General features: G+C 71.5%; 22 protein-coding genes. 12 read left to right on the plus strand and 10 right to left on the minus strand.

The genetic code is table 11. From position 1 onward, the window contains the following. Window positions 1-6: 6 nt before the first annotated feature. Entirely contained in the window at window positions 7-1,107 is a 1,101-nt protein-coding gene (locus ACFPYL_RS07705) for a hypothetical protein (RefSeq protein ID WP_379152604.1), read from the plus strand. Here ACFPYL_RS07705 and ACFPYL_RS07710 read toward each other — a convergent pair. The 4 genes from ACFPYL_RS07710 to ACFPYL_RS07725 are packed head-to-tail and all read right to left on the minus strand — an operon-like array spanning window position 1,104 to window position 8,290. Then, window positions 1,104-4,490, minus strand: a complete 3,387-nt coding sequence (locus tag ACFPYL_RS07710; RefSeq protein ID WP_379152607.1) for a pyruvate carboxylase — start codon at window positions 4,488-4,490, stop codon at window positions 1,104-1,106. The two genes, ACFPYL_RS07705 and ACFPYL_RS07710, sit on opposite strands and share 4 nt — an antisense overlap. Window positions 4,491-4,499: 9 nt before the next feature. Continuing rightward, on the minus strand, window positions 4,500-6,005 hold the full coding sequence (locus ACFPYL_RS07715) for a PH domain-containing protein (RefSeq protein WP_379152610.1): 1,506 nt from the start codon (window positions 6,003-6,005) through the stop codon (window positions 4,500-4,502). Beyond that, window positions 6,002-6,481 carry a PH domain-containing protein gene (locus ACFPYL_RS07720; RefSeq protein WP_379152613.1) on the minus strand — a complete coding sequence of 160 codons (480 nt, stop codon included), beginning with the start codon at window positions 6,479-6,481 and terminating at the stop codon, window positions 6,002-6,004. Before ACFPYL_RS07720 ends, ACFPYL_RS07715 begins: the two co-directional genes overlap by 4 nt. A 24-nt stretch (window positions 6,482-6,505) precedes the next feature. Then, window positions 6,506-8,290 (minus strand): acetyl/propionyl/methylcrotonyl-CoA carboxylase subunit alpha, encoded by a 1,785-nt coding sequence (locus ACFPYL_RS07725; protein ID WP_379152616.1) that lies wholly within the window; start codon window positions 8,288-8,290, stop codon window positions 6,506-6,508. Between the two features lie 239 nt (window positions 8,291-8,529). Here ACFPYL_RS07725 and ACFPYL_RS07730 point away from each other — a divergent pair, with 239 nt between their 5' ends. The 8 genes from ACFPYL_RS07730 (at window position 8,530) to ACFPYL_RS07760 (ending at window position 16,749) form a co-directional block, all read left to right on the plus strand. Further along, the gene (locus tag ACFPYL_RS07730) at window positions 8,530-10,248 is read left to right on the plus strand and encodes a methyl-accepting chemotaxis protein (protein WP_379152619.1); all 1,719 of its coding nucleotides are present in this window, start codon (window positions 8,530-8,532) and stop codon (window positions 10,246-10,248) included. A gap of 1 nt (window position 10,249) precedes the next feature. Then, entirely contained in the window at window positions 10,250-11,728 is a 1,479-nt protein-coding gene (locus ACFPYL_RS07735) for a chemotaxis protein CheW (protein ID WP_379152623.1), read from the plus strand. A gap of 26 nt (window positions 11,729-11,754) precedes the next feature. Continuing rightward, the gene (locus ACFPYL_RS07740; RefSeq protein WP_379152625.1) at window positions 11,755-12,636 is read left to right on the plus strand and encodes a GAF domain-containing protein; all 882 of its coding nucleotides are present in this window, start codon (window positions 11,755-11,757) and stop codon (window positions 12,634-12,636) included. 32 nt (window positions 12,637-12,668) lie between these two features. After that, a complete protein-coding gene (locus ACFPYL_RS07745) occupies window positions 12,669-13,853 on the plus strand; it encodes an acyl-CoA dehydrogenase family protein (protein ID WP_379152627.1) in 1,185 nt (394 codons plus the stop codon). A gap of 66 nt (window positions 13,854-13,919) precedes the next feature. Then, window positions 13,920-15,317, plus strand: coding sequence for an OFA family MFS transporter (locus ACFPYL_RS07750; RefSeq protein ID WP_379152631.1), 1,398 nt, complete (start codon window positions 13,920-13,922; stop codon window positions 15,315-15,317). Further along, window positions 15,314-15,415 carry an MFS transporter small subunit gene (locus ACFPYL_RS24310; RefSeq protein WP_414813207.1) on the plus strand — a complete coding sequence of 34 codons (102 nt, stop codon included), beginning with the start codon at window positions 15,314-15,316 and terminating at the stop codon, window positions 15,413-15,415. The genes ACFPYL_RS07750 and ACFPYL_RS24310 overlap by 4 nt, the downstream gene beginning before the upstream one ends. Before the next feature lie 48 nt (window positions 15,416-15,463). Continuing rightward, the gene (locus tag ACFPYL_RS07755; RefSeq protein WP_379152633.1) at window positions 15,464-16,132 is read left to right on the plus strand and encodes an NADPH-dependent F420 reductase; all 669 of its coding nucleotides are present in this window, start codon (window positions 15,464-15,466) and stop codon (window positions 16,130-16,132) included. 26 nt (window positions 16,133-16,158) lie between these two features. Further along, a complete protein-coding gene (locus ACFPYL_RS07760) occupies window positions 16,159-16,749 on the plus strand; it encodes a GtrA family protein (protein ID WP_379152635.1) in 591 nt (196 codons plus the stop codon). On the opposite strand, the gene ACFPYL_RS07765 is transcribed toward ACFPYL_RS07760, so the two are convergent. Then, window positions 16,685-17,293 (minus strand): Maf family protein, encoded by a 609-nt coding sequence (locus ACFPYL_RS07765; RefSeq protein WP_379152637.1) that lies wholly within the window; start codon window positions 17,291-17,293, stop codon window positions 16,685-16,687. The genes ACFPYL_RS07760 and ACFPYL_RS07765 overlap by 65 nt on opposite strands. After that, window positions 17,290-17,859 (minus strand): TetR/AcrR family transcriptional regulator, encoded by a 570-nt coding sequence (locus ACFPYL_RS07770; protein WP_379152639.1) that lies wholly within the window; start codon window positions 17,857-17,859, stop codon window positions 17,290-17,292. The genes ACFPYL_RS07765 and ACFPYL_RS07770 overlap by 4 nt, the downstream gene beginning before the upstream one ends. Before the next feature lie 113 nt (window positions 17,860-17,972). Between ACFPYL_RS07770 and ACFPYL_RS07775 the strand changes: the two genes are divergently transcribed. Genes ACFPYL_RS07775 through ACFPYL_RS07785 form a run of 3 tightly spaced genes read left to right on the plus strand, consistent with a single transcriptional unit; the run spans window position 17,973 to window position 21,566 of the window. Further along, window positions 17,973-19,391, plus strand: coding sequence for an MFS transporter (locus ACFPYL_RS07775; protein ID WP_379152641.1), 1,419 nt, complete (start codon window positions 17,973-17,975; stop codon window positions 19,389-19,391). Between the two features lie 50 nt (window positions 19,392-19,441). Further along, window positions 19,442-20,461 carry a glycoside hydrolase family 6 protein gene (locus tag ACFPYL_RS07780; protein WP_379152643.1) on the plus strand — a complete coding sequence of 340 codons (1,020 nt, stop codon included), beginning with the start codon at window positions 19,442-19,444 and terminating at the stop codon, window positions 20,459-20,461. Window positions 20,462-20,510: 49 nt separating this feature from the next. Beyond that, a complete protein-coding gene (locus ACFPYL_RS07785) occupies window positions 20,511-21,566 on the plus strand; it encodes a response regulator transcription factor (protein WP_379152644.1) in 1,056 nt (351 codons plus the stop codon). A 190-nt stretch (window positions 21,567-21,756) separates the two neighbouring features. Here the strand turns inward: ACFPYL_RS07785 and ACFPYL_RS07790 are convergent, their stop codons facing one another. From ACFPYL_RS07790 to ACFPYL_RS07805, 4 genes are all read right to left on the minus strand, one after another. Further along, window positions 21,757-22,491: a hypothetical protein gene (locus ACFPYL_RS07790; RefSeq protein WP_379152646.1), complete on the minus strand. Its 735-nt coding sequence runs from the start codon at window positions 22,489-22,491 to the stop codon at window positions 21,757-21,759. Then, entirely contained in the window at window positions 22,488-23,942 is a 1,455-nt protein-coding gene (locus ACFPYL_RS07795; protein WP_379152648.1) for a glycosyltransferase family 2 protein, read from the minus strand. Before ACFPYL_RS07795 ends, ACFPYL_RS07790 begins: the two co-directional genes overlap by 4 nt. 160 nt (window positions 23,943-24,102) lie before the next feature. Continuing rightward, window positions 24,103-24,363 (minus strand): acyl-CoA carboxylase epsilon subunit, encoded by a 261-nt coding sequence (locus tag ACFPYL_RS07800; RefSeq protein WP_379152650.1) that lies wholly within the window; start codon window positions 24,361-24,363, stop codon window positions 24,103-24,105. A gap of 112 nt (window positions 24,364-24,475) precedes the next feature. Further along, window positions 24,476-26,095: an acyl-CoA carboxylase subunit beta gene (locus tag ACFPYL_RS07805; RefSeq protein ID WP_379152652.1), complete on the minus strand. Its 1,620-nt coding sequence runs from the start codon at window positions 26,093-26,095 to the stop codon at window positions 24,476-24,478. Window positions 26,096-26,112 lie beyond the last annotated feature (17 nt).

Here is a 26,112-nt window from a genome sequence, read left to right on the forward strand (position 1 = left end):
AGGACCTTGATCGCTGCCGTCGCGGTGGCCCTCACCGTGGGCCTCGTGTCCGCGCCGTCGACCGCCGGCTCCCCGCCGGACGTCCGCATCCGGCCCGCCGACCTCGCTCGAGGGGCCGCCCCGCACGCCGGCTGGGTCGAGGCGCGCGCGCGGGTCCTGCACACGTCCGACGGTCACCGGGTCTCGCTGCCGGACCGGATCGGCGAGGCGAGCGACGTCTTCGACGTGTGGCGCGTCGAGGGAGGGTGGCTGGTCGACTACGACGCGGACGAGCCGGGTCCCGACGACACGATGGCGATCGTGGGTGACGACGGGACCGTCCGGGACCTGGGGCTCGGCAACCCGGCGATCGTGGCCCGAGGCGGCCACTGGTTCGTCACGAAGGTCACCCGCCTCGACGCCGACCGCGAGAAGCCGTACACCGAGCTGCGCCAGGTCCGCGTCGCCGACGGACGCGTCCTCTCCGAGCGCCGGATCTACCACGCGCCCGGGAGGTCCTACTACGTGCAGCAGGCCGCCGACGACCGGGTGCTGCTGCAGGCGGAAGACGCGCCCAGCGGTGGCGTCGGCAGGTACCACTACACGTCGCTGGTGTGGATCCCGAGCACGGACCGGCTCGACGTCCTCTGGAAGCGCACCCAGCCGAGCCCGGACTCGGCCCACCCGTCGCCGTTGCCCGCGGGCGTCGCGAGCACGGCGGGGCGCTGGATCTCGATCCGGGAGGGACGGGTTCGTCAGGCGATCCGCGACCTCCGCACCTACCGGGTGCGCTGGTCGCTGCCCCGCACGGAGTACACGCTCGCCGCCTCGCCGGACGGCGCGATCGTCCTCACCGCCACCGACGGACGCCGCACCGACGTGCAGGCGCTCAGGGCCAGGGACGCCCGCACCGGCAGGCTCCTGTCGACGTACCGCGTCACCACGGGGTGGCTGCACGTCGAAGCCTGGGAGTCACCGCGGACGTTCGTCCTCAAGACGGCCAACCGGCTCGACGGCAACGGGTCCTCGCGGGGGCTGGCCGTCGTGCGGTGCACGGCGGGCACCGCACGCTGCCAGCGGGTGAAGGCGCCGGTGGGTGCGCTCTTCGTGCACCGACCGAACAGCTAGGCCAGCACCAGCACCAGGTCGCCGCCGTCGACGGCCTGGGTGCCGGGGAGCGCGATCCGCTCCACGGTGCCCGCGACGGGGGCGGTGATCGAGGCCTCCATCTTCATGGCCTCGATGGTGGCGACGGTGTCGCCGGCCTGGACCGACGCGCCCTTCTCGACGACGACGGTGACGACGCCCTGGAAGGGCGCAGCGACGTGACCGGGCTGGCCGGTGTCCGCCTTCTCCGCGGCGGCGACGTCGGAGGCGACGTTGCGGTCGCGCACGTTGACCGGGCGCAGCTGGCCGTTGATGGTCGCGAGGACCGTGCGGAAGCCGCGCTCGTCGGGCTCGCTGATCGCCTGCAGGCCGAGGATGAGGGTCTTGCCCTCCTCGAGCTCGACCTCGTGCTCGACGCCGGTGCGCAGCCCGTAGAGGTAGTCGATGGTGTTGAGCACCGACACGTCGCCGTACCGTGCCCGCGACTCGGTGAACTCCCGCGTCGGGCCGGGGAAGAGCAGCTCGTTGAGCGTACGGCGGCGGGTGGGGCTCTCGCCTGCGAGGCCTTCGGCCTGCTCCGCGGTGAGCGTCTCCATCGGCGGCTTGTGGGTGCGGCCCTCGAGCGCCTTGGTGCGGAACGGCTCGGGCCACCCACCGGGCGGGTCGCCGAGCTCGCCGTTGAGGAATCCGACGACCGAGTCGGGGATGTCGAACCTGCCCGGGTCCTCGGCGAACTCGGCCGGGTCGGCTCCGGCGCCGACGAGCGCGAGCGCGAGGTCGCCGATCACCTTCGACGACGGCGTGACCTTGGGGATCCGGCCGAGGATGTCGTTGGCCGCGGCATACATGTCCTCGATCTGCTCGAACTTCTCGCCGAGGCCGAGCGCGATCGCCTGCTGGCGCAGGTTGGAGAGCTGGCCGCCGGGGATCTCGTGGCGGTAGACGCGTCCGGTCGGCGCCGGCAGGCCCGACTCGAACGGCGCGTAGACGCGGCGGGTCGCCTCCCAGTAGGGCTCGAGCGCGTTGATCGCGGCCAGCGACAGGCCCGTCTCGCGCGGTCCGTGGTCGGTGGCCGAGACCAGCGAGGAGATCGGCGGCTGCGACGTGGTGCCGGCCATCGAGGCGGTGGCCGCGTCGACCGCGTCGACGCCCGCGTCGATCGCCGCCAGGAGGGTCGCGAGCTGGCCGCCCGGGGTGTCGTGGGTGTGCAGGTGCACCGGCAGGTCGAAGCGCTCGCGCAGCGCGGTGACCAGCGTGTGCGCGGCCGGCACGCGCAGCAGCCCTGCCATGTCCTTGATCGCGAGCACGTGCGCGCCGGCCTCGACGATCTTGTCGGCCAGGCGCAGGTAGTAGTCGAGCGTGTAGAGGTCCTCGTCGGGGTTCGACAGGTCGCCGGTGTAGCAGAGCGCGACCTCGGCGACCGCTGTGCCGGTCGCGCGGACCGCCTCGATGGCCGGGCGCATCTGCTCGACGTCGTTGAGGGCGTCGAAGACCCGGAAGACGTCGATGCCGGTGGCCGCGGCCTCCTCGACGAAGGCGTTCGTCACGTCGGTCGGGTACGGCGTGTAGCCGACCGTGTTGCGCCCGCGCAGCAGCATCTGCAGGCAGATGTTGGGCACCGCCTGGCGCAGCGACGCGAGCCGCTCCCACGGGTCCTCGGAGAGGAACCGCAGCGCCACGTCGTACGTCGCGCCTCCCCAGGCCTCGAGCGACCACAGCTCGGGAGTCGTGCGGGCGACGTGGCCGGCGACGTTGAGCAGGTCGCGGGTGCGTACCCGGGTGGCGAGCAGCGACTGGTGGGCGTCGCGGAAGGTCGTGTCGGTGACGGCGACCCGGTCCTGCGCGCGCAGCCGTCGGGCGAACTCCTCCGGGCCGACCTCGAGCAGCAGCTGGCGGGTGCCGTCGGGCGCCGGGACCTCGAGGTTGACGTCGGGCAGCTTGGTGACCGGGTCGAGCGTGACCGGCGCCGGCCCGTGCGGCTGGTTGACCGTGACGTCGGCGAGGTAGCCGAGCAGCTTGCTGCCGCGGTCGCCCGAGCCGCGCGCCTGCATCAGCTGCGGGTGCGTCTCGATGAACGACGTGGTGACGTGGCCCGCGGCGAAGTCGGGGTCGGCGAGCACCGCCTGCAGGAACGGGATGTTCGTGGAGACGCCGCGGATGCGGAACTCCGCGACCGCGCGGCGGGCCTTCTCGACGGCCTTCTCGAACGTCCGGCCCCGACACGTGAGCTTCGCGAGCATGGAGTCGAAGTGGGCCGAGACCTCGGCGCCGGTGTAGACCGTGCCGCCGTCGACGCGGACGCCGCCGCCGCCGGGGGAGCGGTACGTCGTGATCACGCCGGTGTCGGGGCGGAAGTTGTTGGCCGGGTCCTCGGTCGTGATCCGGCACTGCAGCGCAGCGCCGCGCAGCCGCACGGTGTCCTGGGAGAGGCCGAGGTCGGCGAGCGTCTCGCCGGACGCGATCCGCATCTGCGACTGCACCAGGTCGACGTCGGTGACCTCCTCGGTCACCGTGTGCTCGACCTGGATGCGCGGGTTCATCTCGATGAAGACGTAGTTGCCGTCCGGGTCGAGCAGGAACTCGACGGTGCCCGCGTTGCGGTAGCCGATCTCCTTCGCGAAGCGCACCGCGTCGGCGCACATCCGGTCCCGCAGCTCCGGGTCGAGGTTCGGCGCCGGCGCGATCTCGACGACCTTCTGGTGGCGTCGCTGCACCGAGCAGTCGCGCTCGAAGAGGTGGATGACGTTGCCCTCGCCGTCCGCGAGGATCTGCACCTCGATGTGCCGCGGCTCGACCACGGCCTGCTCGATGAAGACGGTCGGGTCGCCGAAGGCCGCCTCGCCCTCGCGCATGCAGGTCTCGACCGCCTCGCGGAGGTCCTGGGGGTCGTCGACGCGCCGCATGCCGCGTCCGCCACCGCCGGCGACGGCCTTCACGAAGAGCGGGTAGGGCAGCTCCGAGGCGGCCTCGACCAGGTCCTCGACGTCGGTCGACGGCTCGACGCTGGCGAGCGTCGGGACGCCCGCGGCCTTGGCCGCGGCGATCGCCCGCGCCTTGTTGCCCGTCAGCTCCAGGACGTCGGAGGTGGGGCCGATGAAGGTGATGCCGGCGTTGGCGCACGCCTCGGCCAGGGCGGGGTTCTCCGACAGGAAGCCGTAGCCCGGGTAGACGGCGTCCGCGCCGGCGCGGACGGCGACGGCGACGATCGCCTCGGGGTCCAGGTAGGCCCGCACGGGGTGCCCGCGCTCGCCGATCTCGTAGGCCTCGTCCGCCTTGAGGCGGTGCTCGGACCACCGGTCCTCGTACGGGAAGACGGCCACGGTGCGCGCGTCGAGCTCGTACGCCGCACGGAACGCACGGATCGCGATCTCGCCGCGGTTGGCTACGAGGATCTTGGAGAACATGCGGTCACCCTATGAGTCCGGCCGCTCGCGCGCAGTGGCGTCCGTCTCCGGCGAGACGACGAACTGGCCGACGAGCTCCGGCAACGCGGCGTGCGCGAGGTCCAGAGCCGCGTCCTCCGGTACGTCGAGCACGGTCACCGCCTGCCGTCCGCCGGCGGTCGTCGCGACCAGCGTCGTGAGCCCGGCCCGCCGCTGGAACCAGCTCGAGCGCAGGTTCCAGCCGATCACGCCGCGCACCGCGAGGGCGTCGCGGCGCCGGTCCAGGCTGCCGGAGCGGGACACCACGTGCCCGGAGACCAGCGCGTGGCCGAGCGCCGCGGCCCGGTCCCGGGCGAGCAGGGCCGCGACCGGGAGCGCGAGGACCACCGCCAGCCACCACGTCGACCAGCCCTCGAACCCGACGAGGAGCGCGGCGGCGAGCACCACGACCGTCGTCGGCCAGAGCGCGCGGGTGTAGCGACGTCGACGGGCCCGCGGCCCGTGGTCGGTCAGGGCGGCGAGCAGCGGCGCGGGGGTGCCGAGCACCTCGCCCGCCACGCCCTCGACCACGCCGCGGGGCGCCGGGGGTGCGAGCAGCGAGCTGCCGGCGGAGTCGCCGCCCAGGCCGGTGACGATCGCCGAGACCCGGGCGCCGCCGGCCAGGCGCAGGCCGAGCGGCGCGGCGGTGGTGACGCCGCTGACCCGCTCGTCGTCGAGGGTGGTCTCCCGCGTCGTGAGCAGGCCGCGCCGCAGGTGCCACGCGCCCCGGCCCTCGGGTCCGGTGTGCGTGAGGGTGAAGCCCCAGTTGGTGACGACGTACCCGCCGATGGCCAGCGCGGAGACCGCGACCAGCAGCACCGCCAGCCCGATCGGCACCGCCAGTGCCACCGACCAGCCGGCCGTGCTGTCCACCAGCTCGTCCGGGTCGACCCGGTCGAAGCCGCCGAAGAGGTTGACCGTCTGGGCCGTCACGCCGAGCGCGGCGCCGGCCAGCACCAGCCCGGTGGTCGTGAGAGGCGCGAACCGCACCCACGTCGGGTCGAGCCGGAGCACCACCCGGTCGTCGCTCACGACCTGCTCGGGGCCGACGGCACCGAGGTGCAGCAGCTCTCCGCGCAGGGCCCGCGCGCGAGCGGCGGGCAGGCCGTCGAGGTCGAGGTGGTCCTCGTCGTCCTTCGACGCGGTGCCGGTGCCGATCCGGACGGTGGTCAGCCCGAGCGCCCGGTGGGTCAGGGAGGCGGTCACGTCGACGGTGCGCACCCGGTCGAGCGGCGTCGACAGGTGGTGCCGGTTGACCAGGCCGCGGCGCAGCTCGACCCGGGTGTCGGTGATCCGGAAGTACGTCGTGAAGTAGCGCAGCACGCCGAGGGCCATCGGGATCGCCACCCCGAGCCCGTGCCACCAGTCCGTGCGGCCGGACGCGGTGCCGGCGAGGAAGATGCCGACCAGGACGGGCAGGAAACGGACCAGCTCCCGCACCGGGTAGACGAGCAGCATCCGCGGGTCCAGCCGCTGCCAGTCCGCCTCGGCGGTCACGTCGCGTCGCCCGGCACCGTGTCGGCCTGCACGGCGAGCTCGTCGACCAGGGCGAGCGCCCGGTCGCGCTCGAGGCCGACGATCTCGAGGGCGCCGGCGGCCGACGCGGTGGTGACCGTGACGGTGGCCAGGCCGAAGAGCCGGGCGATCGCGCCCTCGGCGTGGTCGACGGTCTGGATCCGCGACATCGGCGCGATCCGCCGCTCGCGGACCCACCAGCCGGTCTGGGTGTAGACGGCCGTGCCGGTGACCTCCCACCGGTGCACCCGGTAGCGCCACGCCGGCATGCCGACGGCGTACGCCACCGAGACCAGGGCGACCAGGCCGACGACCCAGACCGGGATCGGCAGCCAGTCGGTGACCGGGCCGACCACGAGGAGGGCCGCGACCAGGGCCGCGCCCTCGAGCCCGGCCGAAGTCGCCCACATGAAGCGGGCCCGCGGGCTCACCCGCTGGCTCGGCTCCCGCAGCTGCATGCGCCCGAGGCTATCCGGGGCAGCTCACTTGATCTCGCAGACCACGGCGCCGTTGCCGATGGTGGCGCCGACCTCGGCCTGCAGGCCGGTGACGGTGCCGGCCTTGTGGGCCTTGAGCGGCTGCTCCATCTTCATCGCCTCGATGACCACGATGGTGTCGCCCTCGGCGACCTCCTGGCCCTCCTCGACGACGACCTTGACGATCGTGCCCTGCATCGGGCTGGTGACGGAGTCGCCCGAGGCCGCGGCACCGGCCTTCTTGCCGCCCGCGCGCTTCGGCTTCTTGGCACCCGCAGCGGGGCCGGCGGAGATGCCACCGAGGCCGCCCGGCAGCGAGACCTCGAGCCGCTTGCCACCGACCTCGACGACGACGGTCTGCCGCTCGGTGGGCTCGTCGGCCTCGGCGTTCTCCCCGCCGTACGGCGTGATCTGGTTGTCGAAGTCGGTCTCGATCCACTGCGTGTAGACGTCGAACGAGCCCTCGCCGGTCGGGTTCGACGGCCCGACGTACGCCGGGTCGCGCACGACCGCCTGGTGGAAGGGGATGACCGTCGGCATGCCGTCGACGACGAACTCGTCGAGCGCGCGCCGCGAGCGCTCCAGCGCCTGGGTGCGGTCGCGGCCGGTGACGACGAGCTTGGCGATGAGGGAGTCGAACGAGCCCGGGATGGTCTCGCCGTTCTCGTAGCCGCCGTCGAGGCGGACGCCGGGGCCGCTCGGCGGGCTCCACGCCGAGAGGGTGCCGGGGGCCGGCATGAAGTTGCGGCCGCCGTCCTCGGCGTTGATGCGGTACTCGATCGAGTGGCCGCGGATCTCCGGGTCGTCGTACCCCAGCTCCTCGCCGGCCGCGATCCGGAACATCTCGCGCACGAGGTCGATCCCGGTGACCTCCTCGGAGACGCAGTGCTCGACCTGGAGGCGGGTGTTGACCTCGAGGAACGAGATCGAACCGTCCTGGGCGACCAGGAACTCGCAGGTCCCGGCGCCGTAGTAGCCGGCCTCCTTGAGGATCCGCTTCGAGGACTCGTAGAGCTCGCTCAGCTGCTCGTCGGAGAGGAACGGCGCGGGCGCCTCCTCGACCAGCTTCTGGTTGCGGCGCTGGAGCGAGCAGTCGCGGGTGGAGACCACGACGACGTTGCCGTGCTGGTCGGCGAGGCACTGGGTCTCGACGTGGCGCGGCTTGTCGAGGAACTTCTCGACCAGGCACTCGCCGCGGCCGAAGGCGCTGACCGCCTCGCGGACGGCGGACTCGAACGCGTCGGGGATCTCCTCGAGCGTGCGGGCGACCTTGAGGCCGCGGCCACCGCCGCCGAAGACGGCCTTGATCGCGATGGGGAGACCGTTCTCCTCCGCGAACTTCACGGCCTCGTCGGCGTCCTTCAGCGGGTCCTTGGTGCCGGGCGCGAGCGGGGCGTTCGCCTTGACGGCGATGTGCTTGGCCTTCGCCTTGTCGCCGAGCGCCTCGATGGCGGCGGGCGGGGGACCGATCCAGGTCAGCCCGGCGTCGAGGACGGCCTGGGCGAACTCGGCGTTCTCGGCGAGGAAGCCGTAGCCGGGGTGCACCGAGTCGGCGCCGGACTTCTCGGCGACCGCGATGATCTTCGCGATGTCGAGGTAGGAGTCGGCGGGCGTCGCGCCGCCGAGCGAGTGGGCCTCGTCGGCGATCCGCACGAAGAGCGCGTCGCGGTCGGGCTCGGCGTACACCGCCACACTGCCGATGCCGGCGTCCTTGCACGCGCGGATCACCCGGACCGCGATCTCGCCACGGTTGGCGATGAGGACCTTCTCCAGCGGCTTGCTGTCCGGCACTGTCACTCCTGATCTCCGGCGAACTTCCAGCGAACGATCTCCGCGGGGCAGGCTACCGCCACCTGGCCGCGTGAGGACCCCGGAGTCCGTGTGGCCCATCTCGCACCCAAGCAGATGTTTGGTCGCGACCGTGCGCGGGTTCGTCCCCACGATCTCCTCAGCGATCCGGAGTTCGGGCCGATCACCGCAAGGACGCCGGGGAGGAGCCTCGGCGCCGAGCCCACGAGGAGACCGCCTCCATGCCCGACCTCTCCGCAGGTGCCACCACCCCCGCTGACGAGCGCGACGTCTCCGGGCTGGTCGCCGCCGTCGACCGCTCGCTCGCCGTCATCGAGCTCGAGCTCGACGGCACGGTCATCACGGCCAACCACAACTTCCTCGAGCTGATGGGCTACTCGCTGCCCGCGATCCGGGGCAAGCACCACCGGATGTTCTGCACGCCGGAGTACGCCGAGTCGCCGGCGTACGCCGACCTGTGGGGCCGGCTGCGGTCCGGCGCGTTCGTGCAGGACGAGTTCCTGCGGATCACCCGCGACGGTCGTGAGGTCTGGCTCCAGGCGACGTACAACCCGGTGCTCGACGACGAGGGCCAGCCGGTCCGGGTCGTGAAGATCGCCCAGGACATCACGGACGCCAAGCAGCTGGCCGCCGACCACCTCGGCAAGGTGGTCGCGATCGAGCGCGCGCAGGCCGTCATCGAGTTCGACCTCGAGGGCAACATCCTCACCGCGAACCGCAACTTCCTCGACGTGGTCGGCTACGCGCTGCCCGACATCCAGGGCAAGCACCACCGCCTCTTCGTCGACCCCGACCTCGCGCAGACCCGCGAGTACGCCGAGTTCTGGGAGCGTCTCGGCTCCGGCCAGTTCGAGTCGGGGGAGTACCGCCGGTTGGCCAAGGGTGGTCGTGAGGTCTGGCTCCAGGCGACGTACAACCCGGTCCTCGACGCCAAGGGCGCGCCGATGAAGGTGGTCAAGTTCGCCACCGACATCACCGCGGCCAAGCAGGTGACGGCGGAGATCGAGGCGCGCGTCGATGCCGTCGACCGGGCCCAGGCCGTCATCGAGTTCGACCTCGACGGCAACGTCCTGGACGCCAACGAGAACTTCCTGCGCACCATCGGCTACTCGCTGCGCGAGATCGTCGGGCAGCACCACAGCCTCTTCTGCTCGGAGGACTACACGCGCTCGATCGAGTACCGCGACTTCTGGCTCCGTCTCGGCAAGGGCGAGATCATCGCCGGCCGCTTCCACCGCAAGGGCAAGTACGACCGCGACGTGTACATCCAGGCGACGTACAACCCGGTCCTGGACCTGCGCGGCAACGTCGCCAAGGTCATCAAGTACGCGTACGACGTGACGCCCGAGGTCGAGCGGGAGCAGCGCATCGACGACGGGACCCGGCAGATGACCGGGTCGGTCCGCGAGCTCGCGGGCTCGATCACGGAGATCGCGACGCAGTCGCGCACGGCGACCGAGCTCGCCGCCGAGACCCACGCGAACGCCGAGCAGGGCGTCGAGGCGCTGCGGGCGTCGATCGAGGCGATCTCGCTGATCCAGAAGTCCTCGACGGCCATCAGCGACATCGTCAAGGTGATCGGTGAGATCGCCGGGCAGACCAACCTGCTCGCGTTCAACGCCTCCATCGAGGCGGCCCGCGCCGGTGAGCACGGGGTCGGCTTCTCGATCGTCGCCGGCGAGGTCCGCAAGCTCGCCGAGCGCTCCTTCGAGGCGGCCCAGCAGATCGGGCGGCTCATCGAGGAGTCGGCCGACCGGGTCAACCAGGGCTCCGCGGTGTCGCAGCGGGCGGAGGTCGCCTTCGAGCGGATCGTGACCAGCGTGACCCGCACCAACGAGGCGATCCGCACGATCTCCGCCTCGACCCGGGTTCAGCAGGAGGCCTCGGAGCAGGTCAACAGCCTGATCGACCAGCTCGCCTCGGTGACGCAGGACGCCTGACATGACCGTCGACCCGGTCTACGGGCTCCTGCAGCTCGGCGACCTCGACCTGGCGCTCCCGCTGTCGGCGCTGCGGGAGGTCGTGGCGCGCCCCGCCACCCTCGCGGCACTGCCGGCGGCCGCCCCGGGCCTGGTCGGCGCGATGAGCCTGCGGACGACCGTGCTTCCCGTCGTCGACCTCCGCCCGCTCCTCGGGCGGGTGGACGACGCACCCGCCGACCAGGTCGTGGTGGTCGTGGCGCACGAGCACCGGGTCGTCGGCCTCGTCGTCGACCGCGTGTGCGGCGTGACCAGGGTGGCCGAGGGCGACCTGCTGCCGCTCACGACGTCGTCGGGGGTGCTGCTGGTCTCGCACGCCTTCCAGCACGACGCGGAGGCCCGGCCCGTCAGCGTGCTCGACGCGGCCCAGCTGCTCGCCCTGCCGGGCGTGCCGAGCGTGGCCGAGCAGCTCGTCGGCGAGACCACCACGACGGTCGACTCGGCGCCGGGCGAGAGCCTGACGCTCGTCCGCTGCGGCCCACAGCTGCTCGCGGTCGAGGTCGACGCCATCCACACCACCATCCCGCTCAGCGAGGTCCGGGTCGGCCTGCTCGCCGGGGGCGACTGCCGCGGCGTCACGACGTACGCCGGCCGCGAGGTCCCGGTCGTCGACCCGCTCACCCTGGTCGGCCTGCCCCCGATGGGCGACGAGGACGTCCGCGCCGGTGTGGTGCTCGACCTCGGGCGCGGCCTGGTGGTGCTCGCCGTGACGGACCTGGTGGCCCTCCGCAGCCGGGAGTCCGGTGTGCTGCGGGTGCCCACCTTCGCGAACGCGCGTCCGGAGCTGGTGCGCGGCGTCCTCGAGCTCGACGACGGCGCGTGCCTGGTGCTCGACGGCACCGGCCTGCGCCGCGACCCGGGTCTGAGCGCGCTCGCGACCGTCAACGTCGACGTCGCGGGCGCCGCGACGGACGGCGCCGAGCTGGCCGACGTGCTCGCGGGCGGCAGCACCGGCGGCCCGGCGTACGTCACCTACACCTCGGGGGCCACCTCGGGCAGCGGCTCGGGCGGCACCCTCGCGACCCCGCTGGACCAGGTGGTCGAGATCCTCCCGCTCCCACTCACCGTGACGCCGTCACCGGTCGACCTGGTCGACGGGCTCGTCGTGCACCGCGGCCGGGCCGTCCCGGTCGTGTCCCTGGCCCGCCTGCTCGGGCGCGAGCCCGCGGAGCGTCGTCCCTCGTCCTGCCTGCTCCTCGTCGAGCACGACGACGAGCAGCTGGCGTTCGCGGTCGACGGGCTGGGCGGCATCGAGGCGCTGGTGTGGATCGACCCCGACCATCGCGAGCGACCTCTCGACGACCCCGCGCGGGCCGTCCACGACGCGCCGCTGGTGCGTCTCGGAGACGACGACCGCCTCCTCCCCGCACTCGACCTGCGGGGTCTCGCGGCCTCGCTCGGGCCGACCCACGCACCTGTCGCCGCGCCTGCGGCGGCATGACCACCACGGAAGCAGGCAGGCACCCCATGACCGTCAGTTACTCGGAGCTGACCGCCGGAGCACCCGGCAGGCTGCGCAGCCACGGACTGCGGGCCCCCACCGGCGACGACCTCCGCCAGGCCCTCTGGGTCGGCACGACCGAGCCGGTCGGGCAGACCTGGGACGCGGCCCGGGAGCGGGCCGGACTCCCCGACCCGCTCGACGACCCGTCGCTCGACGAGCTCGAGCAGCTGACCGCCGCCCTGCGCTCCCTCGGTGGGCCGGCCGGGCTGGTCGGCCGGGCGATGGGCGTCCGGATCGCGACGTACCGCTCGATCGCCGCCCGCGGCACCGACGCGCACCCGCCCGCGTGGGACTGGGCGCGGGCCGCGATGGACACGCTGCTCCAGACCCGCGCGCCGAGCCGGGCCTTCATCGAGGAGGTCCTGTCGCTGGACCCGTTCGCGGACGTGGTGCGGGTCGAGCTCGACCAGGCCGCCGCCCGCGTCGCCCAGCGGCTGGGCACCGCCCTCGGCGGCGTCAGCGTCGTGCTCGGTGGCGCCCAGTGCCTCGTCGGCGCGTACGGCGGCCGCGGCAGCTGGGTCACCGAGGCACGCGGCAACCCGCTGGAGTGGTCGTTCTGCGCGACCAGCGTCCGCACCCGCGAGCCGTACGTCGTCCCGGACGTGCAGGCCGACGTGATCCACCGCTACAACCCGACCGCCGTCCACGACGGGGTCCGCAGCTACGCCGGCGCCCCGCTCCTGACCTCGCGGGGCGAGGTGCTCGGCAACTGCTGCGTCATCGACGTCGTGCCGCGCGCGTTCACCGCCGAGGACGTCGCCGTGCTCGAGGAGGAGGCGAGCGCGATCGTCGCCGAGCTCGAGCGTCGGCGGGACGCGCGGGACGGATCGGGCTCCGCAGGTTAACAACCGCTAACCAAACGGCTAGGGTGCGGCACATGAGCACTCAGTCGCCCTACGAGCTGTCCCGCGAGCACGAGGAGTTCCGCCGTACGGTGCGTGCCTTCGCCGAGGCGGAGATCGCCCCGCACGCCGCGCAGTGGGACCGCGAGCACCACTTCCCGGTCGACGTCGTGCAGAAGATGGGCGCGCTGGGTCTCTTCGGCCTCACCGCCCCGGAGGAGTACGGCGGCGCGGGGGAGGACGGCGACTTCACCAGCCTGTGCGTCGCGATCGAGGAGATCGGCCGGGTCGACCAGTCGATGGGCATCACCCTCGAGGCCGCGGTCGGGCTCGGCATCAACCCGATCCTCACCTACGGCACCGACGAGCAGAAGCAGACCTGGCTGCCCGACCTGGTCGCCGGCGAGCGGCTCGCGGGCTTCGGCCTGACCGAGCCCGGCGCGGGCTCCGACGCGGGCGCCACGCGGACCAAGGCCGTCGTCGAGAACGGCGAGTGGGTCGTCAACGGCGCCAAGCAGTTCATCACCAACTCCGGCTCCGACATCACCAGCCTGGTGACCGTCACCGCCCGCACCGGCGAGCGCGAGGGCGGCCGACCCGAGATCAGCACGATCATGGTGCCGAGCGACACGCCCGGCTTCACCGCCGAGAAGGCCTACGACAAGCTCGGCTGGCACGCCTCCGACACGCACCCGTTGACGTTCGTCGACGCCCGGGTGCCCGAGGCCAACCTGCTCGGCGAGCGCGGTCGCGGCTACGCCCAGTTCCTCGCCACCCTCGACGACGGCCGGGTGGCGATCGCCGCCCTCGCGGTCGGCTGCATCCAGGCCTGCCTCGACATGAGCCTGGAGTACGCCGGCGAGCGGCAGACCTTCGGCGGGCCGATCGGGCGCAAGCAGGGCGTCGCCTTCCAGGTCGCCGACCTCGAGGTGATGCTGCACGCGAGCCGGCTGCTGACCTACAAGGCCGCGGCGATGAAGGACGGCGGCGCTCCGATGAAGGAGTTCAAGCAGGCAGCCGCCGTCGCGAAGCTCTACGCCACGGAGTCCGCGGTGACCGCGACCCGGATCGCGACCCAGGTGTTCGGCGGCTACGGCTTCATGGAGGAGTACCCGGTCGCGCGCTTCTACCGCGACGCCAAGGTGCTCGAGATCGGCGAGGGCACCTCGGAGGTGCAGCGGATGCTGATCGGGCGGGGTCTCGGCCTGCCCGTCGAGTAGTTGAACGTGTGACGGCTGTCACTTCTGGGTACGGGTGCGTCGACCCCTACTCGGAGGAGTTGTCCCGTGGTTCCGTCGTTCCTCGCCCGCGACCGCATCGTCGCCGGGCCCGGCTACAGCCGGTGGCTGGTCCCGCCCGCGGCGCTCGCCGTGCACCTGTGCATCGGGCAGGTCTACGCGACCAGCGTCTACAAGACCGCGCTCGTCCAGCACTTCGACTCCAGCCTGACCCGCATCGGGCTGATCTTCTCCATCGCGATCGTGATGCTCGGCCTCTCGGCCGCCGTCTGCGGCACCTGGGTGGACCGCAACGGCCCGCGCGCCGCGATGTTCACGGCCGCCTGCTTCTGGGCCACCGGGTTCATGGTCGCGGCGCTCGGCATCGGAACCGACCAGCTCTGGCTCGTCTACCTCGGGTACGGCGTGATCGGCGGCATCGGTCTCGGCATCGGCTACATCTCTCCGGTCTCGACGCTGATCAAGTGGTTCCCCGACCGGCCGGGTCTCGCGACCGGACTGGCGATCATGGGCTTCGGCGGCGGCGCGCTGATCGCGAGCCCGCTGAGCGCGCGCCTGCTGGCGCTCTACGACAGCGGGTACGACGCCACCGACCCGGCGTCGGTCGCCAGCGGCCACGCCGTGATGCTGCTCTTCGTCACGCTCGGTGTCGTCTATCTCGCCTTCATGATGTTCGGCGCCCTCACCATCCGGGTGCCCGCCGACGACTGGCGGCCCGACGGCTGGGACCCGTCCCAGGTGGCGGAGAAGAAGCTGGTGACCACGGCGAGTGTGTCGGCGGCGACCTCGATCAGGACGCCGCAGTTCTGGCTGCTGTGGCTGGTCCTCTTCTGCAACGTGACGGCGGGCATCGGCATCCTCGAGCAGGCCGCGCCGATGATCCAGGACTTCTTCCGCGACGACAGCGGCACGTCCTCCGTCACCGCGACGGCGGCCGCGGGCTTCGTCGGGCTGCTCTCGCTCGCCAACATGGCCGGGCGGTTCGTCTGGTCCTCGACCTCCGACGTGGTCGGGCGCAAGCCGATCTACTTCCTCTACCTCGGCGGCGGCATGGTGCTCTACCTGTTGCTCGCCACCGTCGGCGACAGCACGGTCGCGTTGTTCGTGCTGCTCGCTGCCATCATCCTGTCCTTCTACGGCGGCGGGTTCGCGACCGTCCCGGCGTACCTCCGCGACCTCTTCGGCACCTTCCAGGTCGGCGCGATCCACGGCCGGCTGCTGACCGCGTGGTCGGCAGCGGGCGTGGCGGGGCCGCTGATCGTCAACGGCTTCCTGGACGCCGAGGGGACCCCCGGCGAGCTGACGGCCTCGGCGTACCAGCCGGCGCTGCTGACCATGGTCGGCGTGCTGGCCGTCGGCTTCGTGGCCAACTTCCTGATCCGACCGGTCGACCCCCGTCACCACGAACCCGACCGGTCCCCGGAGCTCGAGAGGAGTGCAGCATGACCGCCCGGATCGTCCTCGCCTGGACCCTCGTCGGCGTCCCGCTGGCCTATGGCCTCGTCGAGACGCTGCGCAAGGCGTCCGACCTGTTCACCGGCTGACCCGTCGCCCTTGACCTCATGCGCGCTTGAGGTCCTAGCGTCGGGGACATGAAGATCTCCGTGCTCGGCACCGGGGCGGTCGGTCGCGCCGTCGCCGGCCGCCTCGACGACCTGGGCCACGACGTCACGATGGCCACCCGCGACCCGGCGGCCACGGCCGGCCGCGCCGACCATGTGGCCTGGTCGGCGGCGCACCCCGGCGTACGCCTGGTCGCGTTCGGGGAGGCGGGGACCGACGCGGACCTCGTCGTCAACGCGCTCGGCGGCGACGTCGCGCTGGGCGTGCTCGCCGAGGTCGGCGACGACCTCGGCGGCCGGGTGCTCCTCGACCTCTCGAACCCGCTCGACCACAGCCACGGGTTCCCGCCCCGGCTGTTCGTCAAGGACGACGACTCGCTGGCCGAGCAGGTGCAGCGCGCCCACCCGGGTGCGCGGGTGGTCAAGACGCTCAACACGATGAACAACGCGGTGATGGTCGACCCCGCACGGCTGGGGGAGGGCACGACGGTCTTCGTGTCGGGCGACGACGCCCACGCCAAGGCGATCGTGACCGCGCTGCTGCGCGAGCTCGGGCACACCGACGTGATCGACCTGGGCGCCCTCGATACGGCGCGCGGGCCGGAGATGTTCCTGGCGCTCTGGGTGCGCACGGCGATGGCGCTCGGTGGCTCCGACTTCAACATCAAGGTGGTGCGGGGACCGTCGCTGCAGGCCTGAGCGGGACCAGCGGTTAGCCTTTCGGTATGGGAAGCCGCTGGCATCGGATCTTCACCGAGGCCTACCGCTTCCTGGCGGTGGGCGGTCTGGCGACCATCGTCGCCGTCCTGATCTTCAACTTCCTGGTCCACGGCTTCCACACGGGCTGGGACGCCCCGCTCTCCGGGCAGCCCTACCTGGCGTTCGTGATCGCCAACCTGGTCGGCATGGCGGTGAGCTACCGCGGCAGCCGCACCTGGGTGTTCAAGGACCGCCCGCCGCGCACCGCCGACGGCGGCCGGCTGCTCTTCGTCGTCATCAACCTCGCGACGATGCTGATCCCGATCGGGTGCCTGTGGATCAGCCGCAACGTCCTGGACCTGGACGACCCGTACTCCGACAACGTGGCCGCCAACGTGATCGGCCTGTTCCTGGGCATGGCGGCCCGGTTCTACCTCTTCCGCACGCTGGTCTTCCAGAAGCCGGTCAACCTGACCGACCTGCGGCAGCACCCGATGCAGGTCTTCGAGCTGGCCGAGCTCGACATCGAGCCGCTGGACCAGCCGGAGGACCTCAATGCGGACGGGGAGCCCACAGCTCCGTCCACGAGTGACCCAGCTCGGCGACCAGCTCCCTGAGCAGCGGCAGGCTCACGCCGACCACGTTGTGGTGGTCGCCCTCGATCCCGGTGACGAACGCGCCGCCGAGACCGTCGACGGTGAACGCACCCGCGACGTACAACGGCTCGCCGGTGGCGACGTACGCCGCGATCTCCTCGTCGCTCACGTCCGCGAAGTGCACGGTCGTCGACGCCGTGGCTGCGGCCACCTGACCGGTCGCCGTGTCGTGCAGGCAGTGTCCGGTGCGCAGCACGCCGGAGCGCCCGCGCATCGCACGCCAGCGCTGCTCGGCGTCGGCGGCGTCGTCGGGCTTGCCGAGCGCCGCGCCGTCGAGCTCGAGCACGGAGTCGCAGCCGAGCACGAGCGCACCGGCCGGTACGCCGTCGCGGGCCACCACGGCCGCGCACTTCAGCTCGGCCAGCTGGAGCGCGAGCTCGGCCGGAGGGAGGCCGTCGAGCTGCGACTCGTCGACGCCGGAGACGATCACCACCGGCTCGACCCCGGCGCTGCGCAGCGTGGCCAGGCGGGCGGGGGACTGGGACGCCAGCACGAGTTCGGTCACGCCGAGGATTCAAGCACCTCGAGCGTGTCGCCGAAGGCGCAGGCGGTGAGCGGGGCGAGCGGGTCGTCGGGCTCGAGGTGCTCCAGCGCGCGCATCGAGATCATCACGTTGAGCAGCATCCCGTAGGCGATGAAGTCGCGGACCTCCTCGTCGGTCCATCCGGTCCGACGGATCGTCGCGAAGACCTCGCCCATGCAGCGGCGCGCGGCGGCCGCGATCTCCTCGACGCCGCCCGCGGAGAAGCCGTGCATCATCACCTGGAGGAAGTCGTGGTCCTGGAGCAGCTCGGTGTAGGCGAGCCCCATCCGCTCCCGGCCGTCCTCGCTCGTGGGGTCGAACGCGTCGTCGTCGACGACCGCCGCGAAGGCGTCGCGGATCCGGCCGACCGAGCGTGCGAAGACCTCGAGGAAGAGGTCGAGCTTGGTGCCGAACATGCGGACGACGTACGGCTGCGAGACGCCGGCCTCCTTGGCCACCGCGTCGGTGCTGGTGCCGTGGTACCCGCCGTGCGCGAAAGCCCTGGTGGCGGCCTCCAGCACCAGCTCCCGCCGGTCCTCTGCGGACATCCTCGTCACTTTCTCGGCATTCATGCTTGACAGGTTATCAGTCGATTACTTAACGTTCCAACCGTAAGTAATCATTCAATGCATTCTTCGCTCACCCTCGGATGGAGACTCCGATGTCCACCACTCTCGACACCCCGCTGGTCGGCCCCGACCAGCCGACGGTCGCCCGCCGGCGCGTGCCGGTGTGGCTGGCGATCGTCGCCGCCTCGCTGCCGATGTTCATGGCCACCCTCGACAACCTGGTGATGACCAGCGCGCTGCCGGTGATCCACCTCGACCTGGACTCCTCGGTCAGCCAGCTGTCCTGGTTCATGAACGCCTACACGCTGACCTTCGCGACCTTCATGCTCCCGGCGGCCACCCTCGGCGACCGGCTCGGCCGGCGCCGGATGATGTTCGTCGGGCTGACGGTCTTCACCCTGGCCTCGATCGCGTCCGCCCTGAGCATCACCTCCGAAGCGCTGATCGCGGCGCGCGCCGTGCAGGGGCTCGGCGCCGCGGCGATCATGCCGCTCTCGCTCACGCTGCTCGCGTCGTCCGTCCCGGCGGCCCTGCGGCCGCTCGCGATCGGCATCTGGGGCGGCGTCAGCGGCCTCGGCGTCGCGCTCGGGCCGGTCATCGGCGGCGCGGTCGTCGAGGGCGTCAGCTGGCAGGCCATCTTCTGGCTGAACGTCCCGGTCGCGCTCGTGGCCGTGCCCCTCCTGCTGGTCGCGATCCCGGAGTCGAAGGGCATCTGGCAGCGCCTGGACCCGGTCGGCGTGCTGCTGCTCGGCGGTGCGGTCTTCCTGGGGATCTGGGGCATCGTGCACGGCAACGACGACGGCTGGACCGACCCGCTGGTGCTCGGCCCGCTCGTCCTCGCGGCGGTCCTGCTGCCGACGTACGCCCTCTGGGCACGCGGCCGGTCGTACGCCGTGCTTCCGCTGCGGCTCTTCGGCGTCGGCAAGTTCCGGGTCGCGAACATCGTCTACCTCTTCTTCACGCTCGGCATGTTCGGCGCGGTCTTCCTGCTGGCGCAGTACCTCCAGGTCGTCCAGGGCTACAGCCCGCTCGAGGCCGGCATCCGGACGCTCCCGTGGACCGCGGCGCCGATGGTGGCCGCGCCGATCGCCGGTGCGCTGGTGCCACGGCTCGGCTACCGGACGCTGCTCTTCACCGGTCTCGTCCTGCAGACCACCGCACTGGTGTGGTTCGCCGTGATCACCGAGAACGGCTCGGGCTACTCGTCCTTCATCGTGCCGCTGCTGATGGCGGGCATCGGGATGGGCCTGACGTTCGCCCCGGCGGCGACGATGGTGCTCGACGGGCTCCCGGACAGCGACTTCGCGGTCGCCAGCTCGGCGAACTCGACGATCCGTGAGTTCGGCGTCGCGCTCGGCATCGCCGTCCTGGTCGCGGTGTTCCTCGGCAACGGCGGACAGCTCACCCCGACGGGGTACGACGGCGCCGTCGGGCCGGCCCTGCTGACCGGTGCCGCAGCGGTGGCGGTCGCCGCCGTGGCGAGCCTCTTCGCACCCGGTCGGAAGGCCTGATCCCAGCAGGGATCCCCGGGAGGGGCACACCGCCTTGGCATGATGGCGGTGTGCCCCTCCCTCGTTCGTCGCGCGCCCTGGCCGCCGCTGCGGTCGTCGTCCTCGCCGCCCTGACCGGGTGCTCCGGCGGCTCCGCCGGCTCGGACGGCTCCGGGTCGGCCGCCCCCGAGCCGACCCGGGACGCCCGGACGGTGAACCCCTACGACGGCCACGACCAGTACGCCGACCCGGGCTCGAAGGTCGCGCAGGCGGCCGCCCAGGCCACGACCGACGGCGACACCGAGCAGGAGGACGTGTTCACCCGGCTCGCCGGGGTGCCGCAGGGCATCTGGCTGACCCCGGAGCAGTACCCGGCGGGCTCGGTCGGCCCGTTCGTCACCAAGATCGTCACCGCGGCCGACGACGCCGGTGAGGTGCCGACGTTCGTGATCTACGGGATCCCCGATCGCGACTGCACCGGCCAGCACTCCGCCGGCGGCCTGCCCGCCGACCAGTACGGTCCCTGGGTCGGCGAGATCGCGGCCGCAGCCGGCAACGGTGCCGACGTGGCGGCGGTCGTGGAGCCCGACGGGCTGGCCTCGCTCCTGGAGTGCGGCGACCGCGACCAACGGGTCGGGCTGATCGCCGACGCTGCGCAGCAGCTCTCGGACGCCGGCGTGACGACGTACCTCGACGGAGGTCACTCGCACTGGATCGAGCCCGGCAAGATCGCACCGCTGCTCGAGGACGCGGGGATCGCGGACGTCCGCGGCTTCTCGACCAACGTCTCGAACTTCCAGACCGACGACGACGAGAAGTCGTACGGCGAGGAGCTCAGCGCGCTGGTCGGGGGAACGCACTTCATCATCGACAGCGGTCGCAACGGGTTCGGCGCGACGAAGGACTGGTGCAACCCGCCCGGGCGCGCCTTCGGGACCGACCCGGGTGCCGTCACCGACGGCGGCAACCTCGACGCGTACGTGTGGGTCAAGCCGCCCGGCGAGAGCGACGGCGAGTGCAACGGCGGACCGGTCGCCGGGCAGTTCTGGCCCGAGCGGACGATGGAGCTCGCCTCAGCATCTGGATGGTGACCACCTGGACAGTGACGGCGACACCGGTGCCGTTGTTAGGCTGCGCGTCATGGAGCCGGGTAATCAGTGGGTCGCCGTCATCATCGAGGACGACCCCGACGTGCGCGATCTCATCGACATCGTCCTGACCCAGTCTGGTTTCACGACGGTCGTCACCGAGAACGGCACCGACGGCGTCGAGGCCGTGCGCAAGCACAACCCGCTGATCACGACCCTCGACGTGAACATGCCCGGCATGGACGGCTTCGCGGTCGCCAAGCGGCTGCGTGAGTTCAGCAGCACCTACCTGATCATGATCACCGCCCTCGCCGACGAGATCGACGTGGTGCAGGGCTTCGAGGCGGGGGCGGACGACTACCTGGTCAAGCCGTTCCGCCCGCGTGAGCTGCGCGCCCGTGCCGACTCGATGCTGCGCCGCCCGCGCGCTCGCATGGACAAGGCGCAGGGCTGGGCCGACGACGAGCCGGAGGCTCCCGCGGCGCCCGCCGCCGCGGCACCGTCGCAGTCCTGGGCCGCCGCCGCTGCTCGCGAGTTCGCCGAGTCCGAGCAGGCGGCACCCCCGCAGGCCCCACCGGCGCCGTCCGCCCCGCAGCCCCAGCCGGTCCAGCAGCCTCAGCCGGTCCAGCAGCCTCAGCCGGTCCAGCAGCCGGCTCCGCAGCAGCCCGCCTTCCAGCCCGCGGCGCCGCCGACGGTGCAGCCTCCGGCACCCGCGCCGGCCCCCCAGGCGCCCCAGCCGGTCGCCGCCCAGCACGGCGCCGTCACCGCCGAGGCCGGCACCGGGTGGATGCGCTTCAACGGGCTCGCGCTCAACAACGAGACCCGGATCGTCACCGTCAATGGCGGCTCGGTCGACCTGACCCGCACCGAGTTCGACCTGCTCGCCTCGCTGATGAGCACCGGTCGCCGGGTGCGCAGCAAGGCCGACCTGGTGCTGACCATGCGCGGCCAGCAGTACGTCACGTCGTACTTCGTCAACGAGGCCGACAAGCGCTCCGTCGAGGTCCACATCGCCAACCTGCGACGCAAGCTCGGCGACGACGCGGCCACGCCGCGCTACGTCGAGACGGTCCGCGGCGTCGGCTACCGCCTCGCCGAGGCCGGCTGACGCCAAGCTCGTCGGTCGAGTAGCGAGCGCGTCCTCGTTGGTCGAGTAGCGAGCGCCAGCGAGCGTATCGAGACCCCTCGTCTCACCCCTGTCTCGATACGCCGGTCGCGAGCTCCTACGTCGCTCGCGCGGCTACTCGACATGGCGCCTGATCTCGCCGCGAGCGACTTCGTCGCACCCGGCGAGGCGCTCAGTTCGCGTCGACGGGGATGTCCTGGGCCTCGGTGGCCTGGTCGGACGGGAAGATCGCGATCGGGACCCGCTGCTTGATGGTCTTGCGCTCGAACGTCCCGGAGCCGGCGCGACGCTCGGTGTAGACCGTCGCGGTGAACGTCAGGTCGATGCCGATGGTGTCCTCGGCGGTCGGCTTGATCGTCTGGTTGCGGAGCTCGAAGGCGCCCTTCGGCGACGTGATCAGCATGCCGCGCTTGGTGGAGAGCGGCTCGGGGTCGAAGGTGATCTCCTTGGCGATGGCGTTCAGCTCGTAGGGGCGCTCGTCGTTGGTGCCGGTGGACGTCTTGACCGTCGAGGTGACCTTGATCCGGTCGAGGTAGACCTCGCGCTTGGTCTTGAACGGGTCCCGGATGTCGCGGTCGAGGTCGTAGGCCTGGAACGTGAACGTGAAGTACTTGTTGCCCTTGGGGAACCACTCGTTCGTGCGCGGCGTCGCCTTGGTCGGGTAGAGCGTGTAGACGTAGTCCACCCCGTCGATCTCGATGTGCGACTGGAACGTGCCGTCGCGGGTGAACTCCGACTCGTACGGCGTCTCGCTCGCCGAGGGCGAGGCGGAGGGCGTCTCCGACGGGTCGTCGTTGCTCGTCAGGCCGTCGACCACGGAGCAGCCGCTCAGCGCGGTCAGGACGGCGACGGCGCTCAGGAGAGCGGCCGCGCCGCGCAGACGGCGTGGCTGGATACGTGCGGTCATGCCTTGAACCCCCGGTAGCGCTTCATGGCCTTGAGACACATCCAAGCAGTCTGCAGCACGGTGATGACACCGAGGATCGGCCAGCTCACCGCGAGGATGTCGGAGCGCAGCCCGATCGGCAGCTGCAGCCAGATCGCCGCGGAGACCGCGAAGATGAAGAAGAAGGCCAGGAACGGGTAGGTCCAGGCGACCCCCTTGCCGCGCTCGGCCTTCGCCTGCGCCGCCCAGTTGTCGGTCTGCTGGCGGCTGAAGAACTTCAGCCAGGCCCGGATGAAGTGGCCCATCCGGATGATCATGTAGCTCTCGGCCGGCACGATCAGCAGCGCGAACAGGTAGTCGCGCCTGTTCGCGAACTCCATCGAGCGCGCCACCCGGAAGTTCAGCCAGATCGAGGCGAACGGCGGGATCAGCCACCACGGGCTGAACACGAACGCGTGGATGTTGAGCGAGCCGGCCAGCAGCAGCACGAAGAGCACGCGGGTCGTGATGTTGATGACCATCGAGAGGTGCTCGAACCACCGCAGCCGCAGGTTGGGGTGGAACGGTTGGCCGCGGGTGTCGCCACGCTGACCCGGCCACATCAGGTCGATGGCGCCGAAGTTCCACTTGACCTGCTGGGCGTCCAGCGAGCGCAGCGTGTCCATGCCGCCGACGTGCGCGCGGGCCCGGGCGCTGATCTTGGTGAGGTAGCCGGCGCTCTTGATCTGGAGCGAGAGGAGCGAGTCCTCGACCTCGCTGTCGCTGACCCACGGGGTGCGCTGGTGGCTGTCGCGCAGGACGTCGCGCAGGGCCTGCGTCGAGAAGATCGAGAACTGGCCGCCGAGGACCGCCATGTTGCGGCCCTTGAGGAGGTTCTGCATGTTGAACGCCGAGAACTGCGCGCGCTGGCCGGCGATCAGGAACTTCGCCATCCAGCCGTCGAGGGCGCTGTCGTCGATCGAGTAGATCGCGGAGATGCCGCCGATCCGGTCGTCGCTCGAGATCTCGTCGACGAGGTGCTGGATCGCGTCCGGCTCCGGGGTGGTGTCGCCGTCGACGCCGAGCAGGAAGTCCATGTGCTCGACGAGCGAGTAGCCGTAGTTGAGCGCACCGACCTTCTTGTCGGGGTTCTTGCCGATGTCGTGGACGTAGATGATCGTGCTCTGCTCGCCGGTGGGCGTCATCCGCGTGTGCGGGCCGGCGTAGTGGCTGGCGATCTCGACGGAGTCGTCGGAGGTGTTGTTGACGATCAGGTGGATGACGTCGGGCAGGCGGGTCTGCTGGAGCAGCGAGTCGAGCACGCCGGCGATCGTCTCGGCCTCGTTGTACGCCGGGATGATGCAGCCGACGGTCGGCCGGTAGGTGGGGAGGTCGTCGACCTCGTCCTGGTACTGGTTCTCGTACGCCACCAGGTCCGGGTCGGCCACCCGCAGGTACGGGTCAGCGGGGGCTGAACCGTACTGGGTCCCCATGTCGTTGACGTCCACCGTCGTCCTCGCCTCCGTGCTGAGGGTTCCGCCCGATGCGGCTGCCCCGTGTGACTCCAGTCTGGAGACCGCGTCTCAAGCCCCCACACCGAAAACCCCAAAGATCTCCCTAAGTATGGGTCAGGAGGGTGGTCCAGGTCACGGGTCAGCGGGGCAGCGCGCTCGAGCGCCAGCCGCCCGGGCCGTGCGGCAGCGTGCGACGGACGAGCCGGTGCGGTGCGGCCCACTCCGGCGTACGACGGGGCTCCGGCGCCGCTTCGCCCTGGAGCGCGGCGAAGACGGCCACGATCGCCGCGACCTCCTCGGGGGTCGCGTCCGCGTTGACGATGCGCAGGGTGGGGGGAGCAGCCTCTGTGGTCGAGCCTGCCTCGTGGCTCTCGGTGGTCTCTGGCATCTCTTCGCTCACCCGCTCCTCTCGTCCCACTGTCTGCTTCACGCCGAGCCGGCGCCAGTTTTCATTCCCCCGCTGCGCTCCTCCTGAAAACTGGCGCCGGCTCGGCTGCCTCTGTGAGCTTCGCTCACAGAGGGATGTTCCCGTGCTTCTTGGCCGGCAGCGTCTCCCGCTTGGAGCGGAGCAGGCGCAGCGCCCGGACGACCTCGACCCGGGTCTCGTGGGGCGAGATGACCGCGTCGACGTAGCCGCGCTCGGCGGCGATGTAGGGGTTGGCGAGCGTGGTCTCGTACTCGTCGATGAGCTCGGCGCGCTTGGCCTCGACGTCGCCGCCGTCCTCCTCGACCTTCTTCAGCGTCTTGCGGTGCACGATGTTCGCGGCGCCCTGGGCGCCCATCACGGCGATCTGGGCGGTCGGCCAGGCGAGGTTGATGTCGGCGCCGAGGTGCTTGGAGCCCATCACGTCGTAGGCCCCGCCGTACGCCTTGCGGGTGATGATCGTGACCAGCGGGACCGTCGCCTCGGCGTACGCGTAGATGAGCTTGGCGCCGCGGCGGATGATGCCGTTCCACTCCTGGTCGGTGCCGGGCAGGAAGCCGGGCACGTCGACGAAGGTCAGCACCGGGATGTTGAAGGCGTCGCAGAACCGCACGAAGCGCGCGGCCTTCTCGGAGGCGTCGATGTCGAGGGTGCCGGCGAACTGCATCGGCTGGTTGGCGACGACGCCGACCGGGTGGCCCTCGACCCGGCCGAAGCCGATGACGATGTTGGGCGCGAAGAGCTCCTGGACCTCGAGGAAGTCCTCGTCGTCGACGACGGTGGTGATCACGTCGCGCATGTCGTAGGGCTGGTTCGGCGAGTCCGGGATGATGGTGTCGAGCGCCCGGTCGAGGTCCGAGATGTCCGTGTCCGCGACGTCGCCGTACGTCGGTGCCTCGTCGAGGTTGTTCTGCGGCAGGTAGGACAGCAGCGCCTTGACGTACTCGATCGCGTCGTCCTCGTCGGAGCCCATGTAGTGGGCGTTGCCGGACTTGGTGTTGTGGGTGCGCGCGCCGCCGAGGTCCTCCATCGAGACGTCCTCGCCGGTGACCGTCTTGATGACGTCGGGGCCGGTGATGAACATGTTGGACGTGCCGTCGACCATGATCGTGAAGTCGGTGACCGCGGGGGAGTAGACGTGCCCGCCGGCGCAGGAGCCCATGATCATCGAGATCTGCGGGATGACGCCCGAGGCGTGCACGTTGCGGCGGAAGATCTCGCCGTACAGGCCGAGCGAGACGACGCCCTCCTGGATGCGGGCGCCGGCGCCCTCGTTGATGCCGATGATCGGGCAGCCGGTCTTGATGGCGAGGTCCATGACCTTGGTGATCTTCTCGCCGTAGACCTCGCCGAGCGAGCCGCCGAAGATCGTGAAGTCCTGGGAGAACACGCAGACCTGGCGGCCGTCGATCGTGCCGTAGCCGGTGATCACGCCGTCGCCGTACGGGCGGTTCTTCTCGAGCCCGAACGCCGTCGAGCGGTGCCGGGCGAGCTCGTCGAGCTCCACGAACGAGCCCTCGTCGAAGAGCAGCTCGATCCGCTCGCGGGCCGTCTTGCGGCCCTTGGCGTGCTGCTTCTCGACGGCCTTCGCGGACCCGGCGTGGACGGCCTCGTCGAGGCGTCGGTCGAGGTCGGCCAGCTTGCCGGCGGTCGTGTGGAGGTCGATGTCCTCGGGAACGTCGGTTCCCTCGCCGGGCTGGGCGCTCATCGTCATTGGCTCCTCGT

Source organism: Nocardioides hankookensis, assembly GCF_042658885.1.
GTDB classification, from domain to species: domain Bacteria; phylum Actinomycetota; class Actinomycetes; order Propionibacteriales; family Nocardioidaceae; genus Nocardioides; species Nocardioides hankookensis.